The 16,625-nt window shown below is 68.0% G+C and carries 18 protein-coding genes; 7 read left to right on the forward strand and 11 right to left on the reverse strand.

Translation table 11 applies throughout. The annotated features are described in order from the left end of the window. The first annotated feature begins 51 nt into the window (after positions 1-51). On the forward strand, positions 52-2,400 hold the full coding sequence (locus Aple_RS16995) for a phosphoketolase family protein (RefSeq protein WP_373869593.1): 2,349 nt from the start codon (positions 52-54) through the stop codon (positions 2,398-2,400). Positions 2,401-2,409: 9 nt separating this feature from the next. Here the strand turns inward: Aple_RS16995 and Aple_RS17000 are convergent, their stop codons facing one another. The 4 genes from Aple_RS17000 to Aple_RS17015 all read right to left on the reverse strand — a co-directional run bounded on the left by Aple_RS17000 (position 2,410) and on the right by Aple_RS17015 (position 5,064). After that, positions 2,410-3,120: an energy-coupling factor ABC transporter ATP-binding protein gene (locus tag Aple_RS17000; protein WP_155345584.1), complete on the reverse strand. Its 711-nt coding sequence runs from the start codon at positions 3,118-3,120 to the stop codon at positions 2,410-2,412. Next, the gene (locus Aple_RS17005) at positions 3,120-3,464 is read right to left on the reverse strand and encodes an energy-coupling factor transporter transmembrane component T family protein (protein ID WP_246264526.1); all 345 of its coding nucleotides are present in this window, start codon (positions 3,462-3,464) and stop codon (positions 3,120-3,122) included. The genes Aple_RS17000 and Aple_RS17005 overlap by 1 nt, the downstream gene beginning before the upstream one ends. Further along, positions 3,458-4,483: an energy-coupling factor ABC transporter permease gene (locus Aple_RS17010; protein WP_218038365.1), complete on the reverse strand. Its 1,026-nt coding sequence runs from the start codon at positions 4,481-4,483 to the stop codon at positions 3,458-3,460. Before Aple_RS17010 ends, Aple_RS17005 begins: the two co-directional genes overlap by 7 nt. Before the next feature lie 233 nt (positions 4,484-4,716). Then, positions 4,717-5,064: an ArsR/SmtB family transcription factor gene (locus Aple_RS17015; protein ID WP_155345586.1), complete on the reverse strand. Its 348-nt coding sequence runs from the start codon at positions 5,062-5,064 to the stop codon at positions 4,717-4,719. Between the two features lie 361 nt (positions 5,065-5,425). On the opposite strand from Aple_RS17015, the gene Aple_RS17020 reads away from it, so the two are divergent. Then, positions 5,426-6,319: a cation diffusion facilitator family transporter gene (locus Aple_RS17020; protein ID WP_246264528.1), complete on the forward strand. Its 894-nt coding sequence runs from the start codon at positions 5,426-5,428 to the stop codon at positions 6,317-6,319. Between the two features lie 24 nt (positions 6,320-6,343). Here Aple_RS17020 and Aple_RS17025 read toward each other — a convergent pair whose 3' ends face one another. From Aple_RS17025 to Aple_RS17035, 3 genes are read right to left on the reverse strand one after another with little or no spacing between them, the layout of a single operon-like run. Beyond that, positions 6,344-6,706 (reverse strand): BlaI/MecI/CopY family transcriptional regulator, encoded by a 363-nt coding sequence (locus Aple_RS17025; RefSeq protein WP_155345588.1) that lies wholly within the window; start codon positions 6,704-6,706, stop codon positions 6,344-6,346. Between the two features lie 58 nt (positions 6,707-6,764). Then, positions 6,765-7,730 (reverse strand): cation diffusion facilitator family transporter, encoded by a 966-nt coding sequence (locus Aple_RS17030; protein ID WP_155345589.1) that lies wholly within the window; start codon positions 7,728-7,730, stop codon positions 6,765-6,767. Continuing rightward, entirely contained in the window at positions 7,723-8,127 is a 405-nt protein-coding gene (locus Aple_RS17035) for an ArsR/SmtB family transcription factor (protein WP_155345590.1), read from the reverse strand. The genes Aple_RS17030 and Aple_RS17035 overlap by 8 nt, the downstream gene beginning before the upstream one ends. A gap of 142 nt (positions 8,128-8,269) precedes the next feature. Here Aple_RS17035 and Aple_RS17040 point away from each other — a divergent pair, with 142 nt between their 5' ends. Both Aple_RS17040 and Aple_RS17045 read left to right on the forward strand, forming a co-directional pair. Then, positions 8,270-8,413: a hypothetical protein gene (locus Aple_RS17040; RefSeq protein WP_155345591.1), complete on the forward strand. Its 144-nt coding sequence runs from the start codon at positions 8,270-8,272 to the stop codon at positions 8,411-8,413. Between the two features lie 163 nt (positions 8,414-8,576). Then, positions 8,577-9,641, forward strand: coding sequence for a ZIP family transporter (locus Aple_RS17045; protein WP_155345592.1), 1,065 nt, complete (start codon positions 8,577-8,579; stop codon positions 9,639-9,641). 45 nt (positions 9,642-9,686) lie between these two features. Here Aple_RS17045 and Aple_RS17050 read toward each other — a convergent pair whose 3' ends face one another. Beyond that, complete coding sequence (locus Aple_RS17050) at positions 9,687-10,088, reverse strand: hypothetical protein (protein WP_155345593.1); 402 nt, start codon at positions 10,086-10,088, stop codon at positions 9,687-9,689. A gap of 74 nt (positions 10,089-10,162) precedes the next feature. Continuing rightward, a complete protein-coding gene (locus Aple_RS17055) occupies positions 10,163-10,726 on the reverse strand; it encodes a copper resistance CopC family protein (RefSeq protein WP_155345594.1) in 564 nt (187 codons plus the stop codon). Between the two features lie 59 nt (positions 10,727-10,785). Here Aple_RS17055 and Aple_RS17060 point away from each other — a divergent pair, with 59 nt between their 5' ends. Beyond that, positions 10,786-11,868, forward strand: coding sequence for a CopD family protein (locus tag Aple_RS17060; protein WP_155345595.1), 1,083 nt, complete (start codon positions 10,786-10,788; stop codon positions 11,866-11,868). On the opposite strand, the gene Aple_RS17065 is transcribed toward Aple_RS17060, so the two are convergent. Both Aple_RS17065 and Aple_RS17070 read right to left on the reverse strand, forming a co-directional pair. Next, entirely contained in the window at positions 11,865-12,536 is a 672-nt protein-coding gene (locus Aple_RS17065; RefSeq protein ID WP_155345596.1) for a cation efflux transmembrane domain-containing protein, read from the reverse strand. The two genes, Aple_RS17060 and Aple_RS17065, sit on opposite strands and share 4 nt — an antisense overlap. Then, positions 12,533-12,919: an ArsR/SmtB family transcription factor gene (locus Aple_RS17070; protein ID WP_155345597.1), complete on the reverse strand. Its 387-nt coding sequence runs from the start codon at positions 12,917-12,919 to the stop codon at positions 12,533-12,535. Before Aple_RS17070 ends, Aple_RS17065 begins: the two co-directional genes overlap by 4 nt. A 519-nt stretch (positions 12,920-13,438) precedes the next feature. Here Aple_RS17070 and Aple_RS17075 point away from each other — a divergent pair. Continuing rightward, complete coding sequence (locus Aple_RS17075; RefSeq protein WP_170321522.1) at positions 13,439-14,965, forward strand: DUF1593 domain-containing protein; 1,527 nt, start codon at positions 13,439-13,441, stop codon at positions 14,963-14,965. A 49-nt stretch (positions 14,966-15,014) separates the two neighbouring features. Then, a complete protein-coding gene (locus Aple_RS17080; RefSeq protein WP_155345599.1) occupies positions 15,015-16,595 on the forward strand; it encodes a DUF1593 domain-containing protein in 1,581 nt (526 codons plus the stop codon). The last annotated feature ends 30 nt before the right edge of the window (positions 16,596-16,625 follow it).

The raw sequence follows: 16,625 nt of genomic DNA on the forward strand, positions 1-16,625 counted from the left end.
CTTAAGCCCCCGTTCGACTTTGTGGGTAGGGACAAAGGTCCCTACCCGATCATCTCGGCAGCGGAGAGGCTCAGCGACATGGACACCCTGGAGAGAGTGCACGCCTACTGGCGCGCCGCCAACTACCTGGCGGTCGGGCAGATCTACCTGCTGGACAACCCCCTGCTGGCCGAGCCGCTGCGCCCGGCCCACATCAAGCCGCGCCTGCTCGGCCACTGGGGCACCACACCCGGCCTGAACTTCTGCTTCGCCCACCTCAACCGGGTGATCGCCGAACGCGGCCAGGACATGATCTACATCGCCGGGCCGGGCCACGGCGGTCCAGCCGCGGTCGCGCACTCCTGGCTGGAAGGCTCCTACACCGAGACCTACCCCGCGATCACCCAGGACGCCGAGGGCATGCGGAAGCTCTTCCGCCAGTTCTCCTTCCCCGGCGGCATCCCCAGCCACGTCGCGCCCGAGACACCGGGCTCCATCCACGAGGGCGGCGAGCTCGGCTACTCCCTGGCGCACGCCTACGGCGCCGCCTTCGACAACCCCGCCCTGGTGGTGGCCTGCGTCATCGGCGACGGCGAGGCCGAAACCGGCCCCCTGGCCGCCAGCTGGCACTCCAACAAGTTCCTCGACCCGTCCCGCGACGGCGCCGTCCTGCCCATCCTGCACCTCAACGGCTACAAGATCGCCAACCCCACGATCCTGTCCAGGATCCCCGAACCCGACCTGCTCAACCTCCTGGAGGGGTACGGCTATCGCCCCCACATCGTCGCCGGCCACGACCCCGCCGTCATGCACGGCCTCATGGCCGAAACCCTGGACCGGGTCCTCGATGAGATCGCGGACTACCAGGCCGGCCGCGCCGCGCGGCTGCCGATGATCGTGTTGCGTACCCCCAAGGGCTGGACGGGCCCGCGCGAGGTCGACGGCCGGCCCGTCGAGGGGACCTGGCGCTCCCACCAGGTGCCCCTGGCCGCGGTGCGGGACAACCCCGCGCACCTGGCCTTGCTGGAGGAGTGGATGCGCTCCTACCGGCCCGAGGAGCTGTTCGACGCCGAAGGACGCCCGGTCGCCGAGATCCTGCAGACCGTGCCGGAAGGGCCGCTCCGGATGAGCGCCAGCCCGCACGCCAATGGGGGAGAGTTGCTGCGCCCGCTGGTCCTGCCCGACTTCCGGGATTACGCCGTCGAGGTGCCGGAACCCGGGACCGCGACGACCGAGCCGACCCGCGTGCTCGGCCGGTTCCTGCGCGACGTCATCGCCGCCAATCCGGAGACCTTCCGGCTGATGGGCCCCGACGAGACGGACTCCAACCGCCTCTCGGCCGTCTTCGAGGTCACCAGCCGCGCCTGGAACGCCGAGATCCTCCCCGTCGACGAGAACCTGGCGGCGGGCGGGCGGGTCATGGAGGTCCTGTCCGAGCACCTGTGCCAGGGCTGGCTGGAGGGCTACCTCCTCACCGGCAGGCACGGCCTGTTCAACTGCTACGAGGCTTTCATCCACATCGTCGACGCCATGTTCAACCAGCACGCCAAGTGGCTGGACGCGTCCAGGAAGATCGCCTGGAGGCGCCCGGTCGCCTCGCTCAACTACCTGCTCTCCTCGCACGTCTGGCGCCAGGACCACAACGGCTTCAGCCACCAGGACCCCGGCTTCCTCGACGTCGTCGTCAACAAGAAGGCCTCCGTCGTCCGCGTCTACCTGCCCCCGGACGCCAACACCCTGCTCTCGGTCGGCGACCACTGCCTGCGCTCCCGCGACTACGTCAACGTGATCGTGGCCGGGAAGCAGCCGGTCCTCGACCTGTTCACCATGGAGGAGGCGATCGCCCACTGCACCCGCGGCCTCGGCATCGTCGAATGGGCCTCCAACGACGCGGGCGCCCAGCCCGACGTGGTGCTCGCCTGCGCCGGAGACGTGCCCACCCTGGAAGTCCTCGCCGCCGCCGCCCTGCTCCGCGAACACCTTCCCGAGCTGAAGGTGCGCGTGGTCAACGTCGTCGACCTCATGCGCCTGCAACCGCCGTCCGAGCACCCGCACGGCATGCCCGACGCCGAATTCGACGCCATCTTCACCCCCGGCAAGCCGATCGTCTTCAACTTCCACGGCTACCCGTCACTCATCCACGGCCTCACCTACCGCCGCACCGGCCACGACAACATCCACGTCCGCGGCTACAAGGAGGAGGGCACCACGACCACCCCCTTCGACATGGCCATGCTCAACGACATCGACCGCTACCACCTGGTCATGGACGTCATCGACCGCGTCCCCGGCCTGCGCGTGGAAGCCGCCCACCTCCGCCAGCGCATGTCGGACGCCCGCCTCCACGCCCGCGCCCACACCCGCACCTACGGCGAGGACGCTCCGGAAATCCGCGACTGGACCTGGCCCTGGGACAGGTAGGCCGGTTTCTCACCTGGGGGCCTGGACGGCGAAGCCGCGGGGGAGTTCCAGCCGGTGCCGGCTCAGCAGGCCGGGGTCGGCGAGGATGGTGGCCGTCGGGCCGTCGGCGGCGATGGTTCCGCCGGACAGGATGAGGGAGCGTTCGCACAGTTCGAGGGCGTAGGGCAAGTCGTGGGTGACCATGAGGACGGTGACGTCCAGGTCGCGCAGGATGTCGGCGAGTTCGCGGCGGGCGGCCGAGTCCAGGTTGGAGGACGGTTCGTCCAGGACCAGGATTTCGGGTTCCATGGCCAGCACGGTCGCCACCGCGACGCGGCGGCGCTGGCCGCCGGACAGGTGGTGCGGCGGCCGGTCGATCATGTCGAGCATGCCGACGCGTTCCAGCGCCTCCTGGACGCGCCGATTCAGTTGCGGGCCGCGGATGCCGAAGTTGGCCGGGCCGAACGCCACGTCCTCGCGGACCGTGGGCATGAACAGCTGGTCGTCGGGGTCCTGGAAGACCAGTCCGACCCGGCGGCGGATCTCCCGCAGGTTGTCGCGGGTCACCGGCAGGCCGCCTACCGAGACCGTGCCGAGGCTGGCGGCGAGGATGCCGTTCAGATGCATCACCAGCGTGGTCTTTCCCGCGCCGTTCGGGCCGAGCAGCGCGACCCGTTCCCCCCGCTCGATGGACAGGTCCACGCCGAACAGGGCCTGGGTGCCGTCCGGGTAGGCGTGCATCAGGCCTTGGACCAGCAGCGAGTTCGCAACAGTCCTCCGAGCAGTACGGCGATCGCGGTCATGGGGAGCGTGGCGGCCAGGGCCCACTGCGCCGCGGAGCCCGGCACGTCGTGGATGATCGGCATGGTTCCGGTGTAGCCGCGGCTGAGCATGGCCAGGTGCACGCGTTCACCGCGTTCATAGGAGCGGATGAACAGGGCTCCGGCCGAGCGGGCCACGACGGGCAGGTGCCGGATGTCCTTCGCCACGAAGGCGCGGGACTCGCGGGCGACGCGCATCCGGCGCATCTCGTCCACGATCACATCGACGTAGCGGAGCATGAAAGTGGCGATCTGCGTCAGCATCGCGGGCAGCCGCATCCGCTGGGCGCCGAGCAGGCCACGCCACCACCCACGGCCAGCGAGGCGCCCACCCCGATGAGGCCCGCCGCTCCTGCTGACAGCCGTTCGTTTTCGACACCTTTGACGCCGTAGTCGGCGAGCGCGGAGTCTCCCAGGGGATGGTCTTCAGCCTGGGACAGGAAACCCAGATCGGCGGCGACCCGCTCCAGACCGTCGGGGCTGGCCGAGGCGTAGAAGCTGACCACTCCCGCGAGTACGGCGGCCGCGGCCACCCCGCCAAGCAGGAACGCCCGGGTTCGGGGCGCCGCTGCGCGGGCGGGTGGGTGCTGCGCGACCGGCTCGCCGGATGCCGTGCGCAGCTGGACTTGCCCGGACAGCCCGCGGGCTCCGTAGACCAGGTCGGGGCGCACGGCGAGCACCGCGGTCACCGTCAGCGCCGTGATCGCGCCCTCACCCAGGCCGATGATCACATGCACGCCGCCCATGGCCAGGGCGACCTTCACCGGATCGATTGAGGAGGTCCCGCCGATCGCGTACAGCGCGGTGAAGACCAGCGCGGCCACCGGCACCGAGACCGCGGCTCCGGCGAAGGCGGCCACGCCGACGCCGGTACGGCTGCGCGGGACGATCACGCGGACCGCGCGGAACGTTCCATATCCGGCCAGGACCGTCACGAGCCCCATCAAGGTGATGTTGATCTCCAGCGCGGTCAGACCCCCGTCGGCGAAGAACAGAGCCTGAACCGCGATGACCACCGCGACACACAAGAACCCGGTGTACGGCCCGACCAGGATCGCCGCCAACGCGCCGCCGAGCAGATGGCCGCTGGTCCCGGCGCCGACGGGGAAGTTGAGCATCTGGGCGGCGAAGACGAAGGCGGCCACCAGCCCGGCCATCGGCGCCATCCGCTCATCCAGTTCCTTGCGCGCGCCGCGCAGGCAGACGGCGATGCCGCCCGCGGCCACGGCCGCGCCGGCCACCGATAGGGCGACGGTGAAGAAGCCGTCGGGTACGTGCACCATGTCCTCCGGTTCGCGTCCGCGCCCGAAGGCGGCGGAAGGCGTCTCGGCCGTGCTCGCCCCGGGGGGCAGCGGTCGCGGCGAGTCAGCGCCTCACAACGCTGAGCTGTCAATATGTATGCACCCGTGAATATGTCAGAGACGGCGGAGTCGCGATCCGCAATCGGAGACCGGCTTGGAGACGTCTTGACGATCGGAGGGCTGCCGGGGGGAGCTTGGCCGCGTCGGCGGGCAGACTAGTCATGACGCGGAATGCGGGACACCTCGTGGTCGGCATGATGGACGGCCTCGGCGATCAACGCGCGGATGTGCGAGTCGCGAGCCCGATAGAGCATCCGCCTGCCCTCTCGCCGGCAGGCGACCAGCCCGGCCAGCCGCAGCTTGGCCAGGTGCTGGGAGACCGCGGGACGGCTCGCCCCGACTGCCGCGACCAGGTTTCCGACGTCATGCTCGCCGTGGGCCAGGGCCCACAGCAGGCGGAGCCGAGTGGCGTCGCAGAGCATCCGGAATGCCGCGACCGCCACCTCTACCTGAGCGTCGGTCGGCTGGCCGCCGGTCGACTGGAGGTCTTCTTGCTGCTGCATAGTCGACGCACCTAACACGTAACGCACCTAACATGTAATTGCGTGCGCATATGAATACATATTACGGGGGATAACCCTTCTGTCATCCGCGCTCCGATCAGACAGAGACGAGGAGCAGATGAGCGTGCACAGCCCGAGATCTTCCCACGAGCACGGACACGGCCATGGTCACGGCCAAGGTCATGGTCACGGCCAAGGTCATGGTCATGGTCATGGTCATGGTCATGGTCATGGTCACGGCGAGTCCGGCCACCGATCCCCTCGCCGCACCCTAGGGGAACGCCTTCGTCATGTGGTGACGCCACACAGTCATGACGCGGCGGCTCGGACCGATCACGCGCTGGAAACCAGCCGTCGCGGTATGCGCACGCTGGCGATCTCCTTCGCCGTGCTCACCGTCACCGCCCTGGCCCAGGTGGTGGTCTTCATGATGTCGGGGTCGGTGGCGCTGCTCGGTGACACCCTGCACAACTTCGCCGACGCCCTGACCGCGGTGCCGCTGGCGATCGCCTTCACGGTGGGCCGGCGGATGGCCTCACGCCGCTTCACCTACGGCTACGGCAGAGCCGAGGATCTCGCCGGGATCGTCATCGTCGTCATCATCGCCGCGTCGGTGGGCCTGGCCGGCTACGAGGCCGTCCAGCGCCTGGTCAACCCCCGCGAGGTACAGGCCCTGGGCTGGGTGGCCGCCGCCGGGCTGATCGGGTTCCTCGGCAACGAGCTGGTGGCCCGCTACCGGATCAAGGTCGGCCGCGAGATCGGCTCCGCGGCGCTGGTCGCCGACGGCCTGCACGCCCGCACCGACGGCTTCACCTCACTGGCCGTCCTGGTCGGCGCGGCCGGCGTCTGGGCCGGCTGGCCGTACGCCGACCCGGTCATCGGCCTGCTCATCACCGTGGCGATCCTCTACGTCCTGCGGGACGCCGCCCGCGAGGTCTACCACCGCCTGATGGACGCCGTCGACCCCGCGCTGATCACCCAGGCCGAGCAGGTCGTCGCCGAAACCCCCGGCGTCCACGGCGTCGGCTCCCTGCGCATGCGCTGGATCGGCCACTCCCTGCGCGCCGAGGTCGACCTCCTGGTGGACCACCGGCTCAGCCTCGTGCAAGCCCACGCCATCGCGGCGGAAACCGAACACCGCCTGATCCACCACCTGCCCAGACTCACCGCGGCCACCGTACACGCCGACCCCGACGGGCCCGCCGAACAGGACCACCACGCCAACCTCACCAACCACCGCCTGGCCCTGTCCTGACCCGGGAGACATCGGCCGCGATGGTTACCGGGGATCCCCGTCGAGTTCGTGTTCTCGCAAGGCCGCTCTCAGTGCTGCGGTGACCTCGGGTGAGACTGTGCCGACGAAGCGCATCACCGCCGCCTCGACGTCACCTGCCTGGTCCAGGGCGACGCGCATCGACTCTGCCACGAAGGCGTCTCTGTCTTCGGTGGCCTTGTAGAGGTGGGCGCGTCCTTCGCGGTGCCGTGAGACCAGTTCTTTGTGCGAGAGCCGTACCAGAACGGTCAGTACGGTGGTGACCGCGGGCTTGGACGGGAGGGCGTCGGCGAGTTGCTGGGCGAACATCCCGTCGGGATGCTGCCACAGTGTTTCCATGATCGAGCGTTCCAGGTGGCCGAGTCGCACCGCGCACCCCCTTATGTTCCATCGCCGAAGCTAGAGGGTACGCGATCCGGGTCCCAGATCAAGCCGTTGTCCCGTCCGCTCCGGGTTTGTGGGAGGGGCCGTGGGGGTCGGGGCAGTGGGCGCCGACCGTCAGCAGGGCTTCGGGTGCGTGGTCGACTTGGAGGGTGGTGTGTTCGATGCCGTACTGGTCGTGGACGAGGCGTTCGGCGGCGATGCGGACGGCGTGGCAGTCGGCGCCGGGTTCTACCAGGATGTGGGCCGACATCGCGGCGTAGCCGGAGGTGACCTCCCAGATATGGAGGTCGTGGACTTCTACGACGGAGTCGAGGGCTGCGGCTTTGGTGCCGATTTCGGTGGGGTTCATGCCGACGGGGGCGGCTTCCATGAAGACGCGGCCGGAGTCGCGGACCAGGCCCCAGCCGGCCTTGAGCATGAGGGCGGCGACGACCAGGGCGGCGAGGGCGTCGGCGCGGCCCCAGCCGGTGAGCCAGACGATCGCTCCGGCGATCGTGGTGGCGATGAAGGCGAACAGGTCGTTGAGGACGTGCTGGTAGGCGCCTTCGACGTTGAGGCTGGACCGATTGGCCTTGGACATCAGCCAGGTGGCCGCCAGGTTGATCGCGATGCCGGCCAGGCCGGTCACGACCACGTACAAGCCCTCGACCTCGGGGGGTTCGATGATGCGGCGGACGCCCTCGACGATGAAGTACGCGCTGAGGAGCAGCAGGGTGATGCCGTTGATCTGGGCTGAGATGATCTCGGCGCGTTTGAGCCCGTAGGTGAAGCCACCTTGGGGCGGACGGGCGGAGATGCGCATGGCGATCAGCGCGAAGACGATCGCGATGGCGTCGGTGAGCATGTGCCCGGCGTCGGAGATCAACGCCAGCGATTGGGCGATGAAGCCGATGACGACCTCGATCGCCATGAAACCGACGATCAGGGCGAGCGCGCCGGTCAGGTAACGGCGGTCGGCCTCCCCGCTGACCCCATGCCCATGCCCATGGCCGTGCCCGTGGTCAGACATCGTTTCGCCCCTCTTCGTGGCCGATGTGGGTGATCGCGAGGTCGAACAGCATGCGGACATGGGAGTCGGCCAGCTGGTAGTACGCCATCCGCCCGGAACGCCGCACCTTGACCACGCGGTGGGTGCGCAGCAGGCGCAGCGCGTGCGAGGCGGCGGACATGCTCTGCCCGGTGGCGGCGGCCAGGTCGCACACGCACATCTCACCGCCCTCCAGCAGCGCGGCCATCAAACGCAACCGGCCGGGATCGGCGAGCAACGAAAAAACGTCGGCGAGGTCTTGCACGACCTCCTCGGACGGCAGCGCCTGCCGGACGGCGGTCACCCGCTCGGCATCCACCACCGGGGTCGGACAGGCGTCAGGCGACAGCTCCACTACAACGTTTGAATCATTGTTCATATGACGGAGTGTGAAGGGCGAACCCAAAGGATGTCAACAACTCCCTCAGCAGACTTGAACAGTTGCTCAGATGTGTAAACGTTGAGTAGCTGGATATCAACTCTCTGCAATGATCGCAGGTCAATCCACCCGGAGGAATGTCATGACGCATGCCCATCACCCCCACGCCCACGACGAACACACCGAACACCACCTGGATGAGCCCGCGGAACAGAGCACTGCGGGCACCGGCTCTGACCACTGCGCCGGTGACGCCACTCAGGACGGCTGCTGCGCCGCGGAGTGAATCACCCGGGGGCCGCCGGCCGCGCGCCGGCGGTCCCCGACCGCCACGACCTCGAAGAAGGGACTACGCGATGCTCATGCCCGATTGGGTGTGGTCGATGGGGCCGGCGTCCGAAGAACGACCCGCAGGTATGGCAGTGTGGCTGGCCGTTATCTTGATCACCTTGTCCACCCTGGCGGGCGCCTGGCTGGCCAGGCGGAAATCCCGGCAGGTCACCGCATTGCTGGCCATCGCGTCCGCGCTGATGCTGGTCACCGCGTTGATCGACATGCTCCCGGACGCCTGGCAGGGGGCGGCCGAGAACAGCGTCCCGTTGTGGGCGCTGGGGCTGGCCATCCTGTTCGGATTCCTGGTGATCACCTATTTCACGCGAAAGGGCTGCGGGCACGACCATGAAAGCTCCAAACCGGCCGGTGGCGAGCACCGGCCCGGCCTGCACCGCCGGGTCAAGGAGGTGCTCAGCGCCGCGGTGTTCGGCGGCATGGGCACGGCGGCGGCGCTGTCGGTGCACCGCGCGGTCGAAGGCGCGACACTGGCCCTGACCGCGTCCGCCATCGTGGTGATCGCCCTCATGGTCCATTCCACCAGCGAAGGTCTGGCTCTGACCGCGCTCCTGGACATGGCGAAACAACGGCTGACACCGTGGCTGACGGTCTCGTGCGTCAGTCCGGCGGTCGGCGTCCTGATCGCCACGGTCAGCCCCATTCCGCCTCAGGTCGAGCCCATCCTGATCGGCGTGGTGGCCGGCGTTCTCCTCCGTACGGCCATCGTGGGCATGAAGCTGGCGGCGAGCAGGCAGAAGGACGGGCGGCTGCCCCGGCGGCACATGGTCAGCGCGATCGCCCTGGCCGGGACGATGGCGGTGCTCATCGCCGCCATGCACTGGATGCCCGAGGACGATCAGAGTCAGGCATCTCTGGGGCAGGCCATGGCTCGCCTTCCCGCGCCGGCGCCCTCACCGTCGGCGACGCCTTCTCCTCTCGACAGGAAGCAGTTGCGGGCGGCCTTGACCGAAGGGCGAATCAGCCTGTCCGAGGTGTTCGCCCGTACCGACAAACTGACGAAGAAGACCTACATCGGGTGGCTGTTGCGAGGTCTGTACGGCGATGGCGTGGAGGACCTGCTGAAGGCTGAAGGCATCGAGCCCACCCGCACAGTCGGCGATCTCACGAAACGACAGCGCGCCTCCCTCGTGGAAACCGTCTCCTCGACCCGAATGGTTCGGTGATCCTCTGGCATGTCCTGGCACCGGCGATCGGTGCCAGGCCGATTCTCAGTGACTGCTCAGGTCTTCGATCTGGCCGCCGGTCCGGTCTCGCAGCGTCTCCAGGAGGTCAGGGCTGGCGATGACCGCCCAGCGGGTGCCGACGAGGTAGATTCCGCCGTACATCTGGGCGTAGTCGAGCCAGTCGCGCTTGCCCTTCTCCGTGACGAAGGTCGTTATGGTGTAGCGGCCCTGCGGCGTCTCGCAGATGCCCTGCCGCAGCTCATCGGCGTCGATCTGGATGTGAGAACTCGCGCAGCCGATCGTGGAGACCAGCTGTTCGACGCTGGCGGGAGGGCCCGCGTCAGTTGATCCACAGGCTGCTGCGCCGAAAATCAAGGCGAAGACCACGGCGGCGGAACGGATCGACATCAGCGCGGGCGGGGCATCCGGCAAGTACAGGGGACTCATGGCTGCGAACTCCCGGTCAGGCGTGATTACTCACCCGGAGATACGCCGCCCTCGTTTCTACGGTTCATAGAAACTCAGTCGCTCGGGCGTCGCTTCCGGCCCGTCAGCACGAACACGGTGACGACGACGAGGGCGCCCGCGCCCACGAGGAGCCATACCGTCACCGAGGAGGATCCGCCCGAGGTGGCGGCCACCGGTTCCGCCGAAGGCGTCGCGAGCGGAGGCGCCGATGTCACCGGGGACGGACTCGCCGATTCGCTCGGGCTGGGAGTGGGCGTCGGCGCGGGGGTCACGGTGAAGGGCACTTCTCCGGTACGAGGATGGCCGTCGGAGGAGACCACACGATAGGCGATCGTGTACTTGCCCGGAGGAAGCGGCGCGGCGACGCCCTGCGTCACCGTCTTGCCTTTCAGGTCGGCCTCGCCCTGCTGGAACGCTTTCCCGTCGGCATCGGTCACGATGACCTTGGGGAACCTGACCGAGTTGGTGAATTCCAGGACGACCTGATCGATCGAGGTCACCTTGGCGTTCTTGGCGGGGTTGCTGGACTTCAACGCGTCATGCGCCCACGCCGGCATGGCGGCCCCGAGCAAGGCCGCTGTGGCGGCAAGAAGGATCGCCGATCGGCGCAGGAACATGAGGGCACTCTCCTTCGGAGGACTGAACCACCCGTGCGAGCTTCTACATTATGTCGAAGATGAACGAGCCTATCCCCCGCAGCAGAAGCCAGGTGAGCGAACGCGTGGTCGCGACCCGAGAACCAACGACCGCCCCTGATCAGGTACGGCCGACCCCATCGGTGATCGCCGGTGTGGTCCTGGCGGCGATCGCCGCCGCCATGGTCGCGGGCATCGCCGCCGCTCCGGCCCCGGTCCCCGGCCTGCCCGAACCCGGCCCCATGGTCCGCCTCGGCCTTCCAGCGGTACGGGCGCTGCTGGACGTGGCCGCCGCCACCGTGGTCGGGCTCAGCCTGCTGCCCAAACTGCTGGGATTCGACCGCCCGGACCTCACCGAACCGATCATGCGCCGCGCCCGCCCGTGGACCGTCCACGCCGCCTTCCTCTGGGCGGCCTGCGCCCTCGCGGCGGTCGTCCTTCAGGCCTCGGAGGTGCTCAGCCCGGGGGAGATGCCGACCCTCGGCCAGATCGGGGAGTACATCGACCAGGTCAGCGCCCCCAAGGGCTTACTGATCAGCGCGGGATTCGCCCTGGCCGCGGCGGGAGTGGGACGTCTGGCGGTGCGCTTCGGCGAGAGCGTCCCGGCCGAACTGCGGATCATCGTCGCGCTGTTCGGGCTGTTCCCCCTGCCGGTGACCGGTCATGCCGCGCAATGGTACTGGCACGACCTCAGCATGATCTCGATGGAGTTGCACGTCGGCGGCTCCGCCCTGTGGACCGGCGGCCTGGTGGCGCTCCTCCTCCTGGCCGCGCCCAACCGCGGCCTGCTGGCCGAGGCCCTCCCACGATTCTCACGGCTGGCGACCATCTGCCTCCTTGTAGTCACCGCCACCGGGTTGATCAACGGCCTGACCCAGCTCGCCCTGGACGCGGAACTGCCCGCCGGACTGGTCGCCACACCGTACGGGCAGCTCGTCATCGCCAAGACCGTCTGCCTGCTGGCCGTGGCCGTTCTCGGGGCGAAGATCCGCTGGTGGCTGCTCCCGCGCGTCATCCGCCAGGAACGCACCAGCCTGATCGTGTGGGGGAGCGCCGAGGTGGCGGTCATGGGCCTGGCGTACGGCATCGCCGTGGTCCTGAGCCGGGCTTCGACCCTGATCTAGTTTTGGCAGCATCCATCCGCGCACACGTCGCCGGATGGCTGGAGTGGTGTGCAGCAGGCGTCGCCTCGCCAGGCGTCGCGGCCTTCCTTGACCGCGACGGCGGCGATGACCAGGGCGGCGATCGGGTCCGCCCAGGACCAGCCGAACAGGCTGTTGAGCGCGAGCCCGACCAGCAGGACCGCCGAGAGGTAGGTGCACAGCAGGGTCTGCTTGGAATCGGCGACCGCGCTCGCCGAGCCGAGCTCCCGGCCGGTCCTGCGCTGGGCGTACGACAGGAACGGCATGATCAGCAGGGACAGCGCGGCCAGGATGAGCCCGGGTGTGGAGTGCTCGGCCTCTCCGCCGCCCAGCAAGGCGCGTACGGCGTCGAAGGTGACATAGGCGGCCAGCGCGAAGAAGGACAGCGCGATGACCCGCAACGCGGCCTTCTCCCGCCGCTCGTGATCGGCGACCGAGAACTGCCAGGCGACGGCGGCGGCCGAGGCCACCTCGATCACCGAGTCCAGGCCGAAGCCGATGAGCGCCGCGGAGGAGGCGATGGTCCCTGCGGTGAGCGCGACGGCGGCTTCGATCACGTTGTAGGTGATGGTGGCCGCCACCAGCAGCCGGATCCGGCGCCGCAACCTCGCGCGACGTGCCGGCGCGGGGTCGAGGTTCACCGTGGTCATGACGCGTCTACCAAGCCGGTGACCGGTTCGCCAGGAGAGGGCGGGCGGAGCGTGATGGCGTGACCGGTGGCGCCGAGCAGATGCTCGGCCGCCGCGAGCAAATCCATCAGCTCGGGCCGGGTCAGGGCGTAGAACGACTGGCGGCCCTCGGCCCGATAGTCGACCAGGCCGCAGTCGCGAAGGCAGGCCAGGTGCTTGGACACCGTGGACTGCGCCAGCCCGAGCTCGGCGGTCAGGTCCACGACGCGCACTTCGCCACGGGCCAGCCGGGCCACGATCCGCAGCCGCGTCTCATCGGCCAGCGAATGAAACAGGGCCGCCGCAGGGGAGATACCAGCCGCGATGTCGGCGGTGACGCAGCGCCCACTCTCATTAATCGCCATACCGCGATGATAGCTCATTCCAGCGATAAAATCTGGACGGCTTTTGGCGCCCATGTTCGGTACGGGGATGTCGGCCTTCCAGAGACCGGCGCGGTGGGTTCGTAAACTCCGTCGACACGCCGGCAAACCGGCACAGACGCGATTCCCAGGCGTTCATCGTCTCGGGCGACGACCGGGTTCACCGGCATTGACCGGCTCATTGCTGACTATCTATTCGTAATCGACTAGACATGGATCGACGCTAGGGCCGTATGGGGCGACATGTCAATGACATGCGCCCGTAACGATGCGGTAACGCTTGTCGGGTGGATTCGTGACCCGTGTCGCCTTTGACGGGGTCTTGACGAGCCATTTTGTGCGCTGCTAAAAAGTTAGCGAATCATTCATGTGCGAATAGATATGCATTGTGTGGCGTGCTGTGTTGCACGCTCGTGTCCTCGGGGGCCACTCAGGCGTGACACCTTCCCCCAATCGCCGAACGGCTTTGCCATGCCGTCCATCACCTCCCAGAGGAGAACCATGCGAACTCGTAGGTCAATCGCGGGCCGGATCCTGCCGGTCGCGGCCGCCGGCGCGCTGGCCGCGGCGCTGCTGGCGGTCCCCGCGCACGCGGATCCGGACGACAGGGCGTCCGCGTTCGCCAAGGCATGCCGTCATGCGGGCGAGCACGCGAACAAGGCCAAGCCCCGGGTGATCGTGACGCAGGACGGCGAGGTGGACGACATGGATTCGTTCATCCGGTTCCTGTACTACGCCAACGAGTTCGACATCGCGGGCATCATCTACTCGAGTTCCCGGTTCCACTGGGCCGGTGACGGAGGCGCGGTGGCGCCCTTCCGGTGGACCGGAACCGAGTGGGTCAACCAGTACCTCGACCTGTACGCCCAGCTCTACCCGAATCTCAAGAAGCACGCCGACGGCTATCCGACGCCCGCCAAGCTCCGCTCCCTGTACAAGATCGGCAACATCGAGAACGTCAGCGAGATGGCGAAGGTGACCGAGGGGTCGCAGTGGATCGAGAACGTGATCCTCGACGACAAGCCCGGCCCGCTGTACGCCCAGGCCTGGGGTGGCCTCAACACCATCGCCCGGGCGCTGAAGTCGATCCAGGAGAAGTACGAAGGCACCAGCCAGTGGCCGGCCATCCAGCAGAAGGTCAGCGACAAGCTGGTCATCTACAACATCCTCAACCAGGACGACACGCTCAACGCCTACATCAAGCCGAACTGGCCCCAGGTGAAGGTCATCGACAACCAGAGCCAGTTCTGGAGCTTCGCCTATCTGTGGAAGGCCGCTGTGCCCGAGCCCTTCCAGTACACGCTGCGCGCGCCGTACATGGAAGGCAACTTCCTCAACGGCCACGGCGACTTGCTCAAGCAGTACCGCACCTACCGGGACGGCAACCCCACCCCCGGGGACGACCAGAACAATCGCTGGCGTCCGGACCAGAACCTCACCTACGACGTCCATGACTTCATCTCCGAGGGTGACTCGCCGGCGTACATGTACCTGTTCGACTTCAACGGCCTGCGCTCGTCGGAGAACCCGACGTACGGCGGCTGGGGTGGCAGGTTCGCGCCGAACGCCTCGGGCTGGATCGACACCTCCGACGTCAATCCCTACAGCTCGACCACGGCCAACCAGCGCAGATACCCGCAGACGCGATGGGTGGAGGACCTCCAGAACGACTTCGCGGCACGCGCCGACTGGGGTGTGACGCCGAAGTACTCCCGGGCCAACCACAACCCCGAAGCCAGGGTGAAGGAGGGCGTGGACCTGACCTGCAAGGCCGGATCGACGGTCACCCTGCGCGGCAAGGGCAAGGACCCCGATCACGACCGGCTGTCGTACAAGTGGTGGCAGTACACCGACGCGGACACCTACGCGGGCACTGTGGCGCTAACGGGCGCCGATGGTCCGTCGGTCTCGTTCACCGTCCCGGCCGACGCCGTCCCTGGGGACACCATCCACCTGATCTTGGAGGTCAAGGACGACGGCACCCCGGCGCTGAAGCACTACCAGCGAGTCATCGTCACCGTCGCATAGACCGCTCCGCCATGAACTTTCATATCCGCGTACGCAGCAGAGGAGAAACATGAGCACAGCAGTGCCGAGGCCCGGATCGGGCCGGCGGAAGAGGTACGCACGGCTGGGCCTGTCGATGGCCGTCGTCGTCGGCCTGTCGGCGCCCCTGACCGTAGCGCAGGCCAACGCCGCGCCCGCGAGCTCCACGGCGGGGCACGCCGACAAGGACCGCCGGGACAAGCCGCGCACGATCGTCACCACCGACATCGAGACGGACGACTACAACTCGGTGATCCGGTACCTCATGTACACCAACGAGGTCGACACCGAGGCCATCGTCTACACCAGCTCGAGGTTCCACTTCTCCGGTGACGGCAAGGGCACGACCTTCTTCCTGCCCGGACGCGAGTACAAGGAGCCGGTCACCTCGTGGCGGTGGACCGGCACCCAGCACATCCAGAACCTCATCGGCGAGTACGCCAAGGGATACCGCAACCTGCTCGAGCACGACCGCGACTACCCCAGCCCCGAGCACCTGCTCAGCCTCGTCAAGGTCGGCAACATCAACTTCGAGGGCGACATGGCGGCGCCCACCGAGGGATCCGACGCGATCAAGAAGGTGCTGCTGGACGACGAGGGCGGCCCGGTCTACCTGCAGGTCTGGGGCGGCAGCAACACGATCGCCCGCGCTCTGCTGTCCATCGAGGAGGAGTACGGCAACACGCCGCAGTGGCCGGCGATCTATGACAAGGTCTCCGCGAAGGCCGTCATCACCATGCAGGGCAAGCAGGACACCACGTACGACACCTACATCAGCGTCAAATGGCCGAAGATCCTGACCACCAACGTGGGTTCCGGCGTCTGGGGCTTCTACTGCAAGGCCCGCACCAAGGCCGTCGACCCGGAGGTGCTCAAGTACTTCGACGGCCGGTGGACCGCCGCCAACATCCTGGAGAACGGCCCGCTCGGCGACAAGTACCGGGTCTGGGGCGACAAGAAGGCCCTCGAGGGTGACCCGCTCGACATCTTCGGCGACCTGACCGCCTCCGGCTGGTGCCCGCCCCGCGAGCGGTTCGACTTCGTCTCCGAGGGGGACAACCCCGCTTTCATCTACCTGTTCGACACCGGACTGCGCAGCCTCGAAGACTGGACCTACGGCGGCTGGGGCCACCGTGTCGTCCAGAGGACGGCCACGCCGAACTACTGGGTGAGCGGACCGGCCGAGAAGAACAAGGCGGGCGTCGACGTCGCCGGCTACAGCAGCGGACGGTGGGCCGAGGCGGAACAGCTCGACTTCGCCGCCCGGCTGGGCTGGATGAGCGCGTCGGACTACGACGACGCCAACCATCACCCCGTCGTCAGCGTCAAGACCGGCCTGGACGTTGACGCCAAGCCCGGCAGCAAGATCACCATCCGCGGCGACGTGCGCGACCCCGACAACGACGAGGTCACCACGAAGTGGTGGCAGTACCGCGAAGCCGACACCTACGCGGGCGAGGTCAGCATCGCCGGCAGCTCGAAGCTCAGGACAAGCGTCACCATCCCCGCCGACGCGAAGCCGGGCGACACCGTCCACCTCATCCTCGAAGTGACCGACGACGGCAAGCCGGCACTCACCCGCTACCAGCGGGTGATCGTGCACATCAAGTAGCACCCACACGGGTGTTGGCGTCTCCGCGGT

It is taken from the genome of Acrocarpospora pleiomorpha, from assembly GCF_009687885.1.
In the GTDB taxonomy this organism is placed as follows: domain Bacteria; phylum Actinomycetota; class Actinomycetes; order Streptosporangiales; family Streptosporangiaceae; genus Acrocarpospora; species Acrocarpospora pleiomorpha.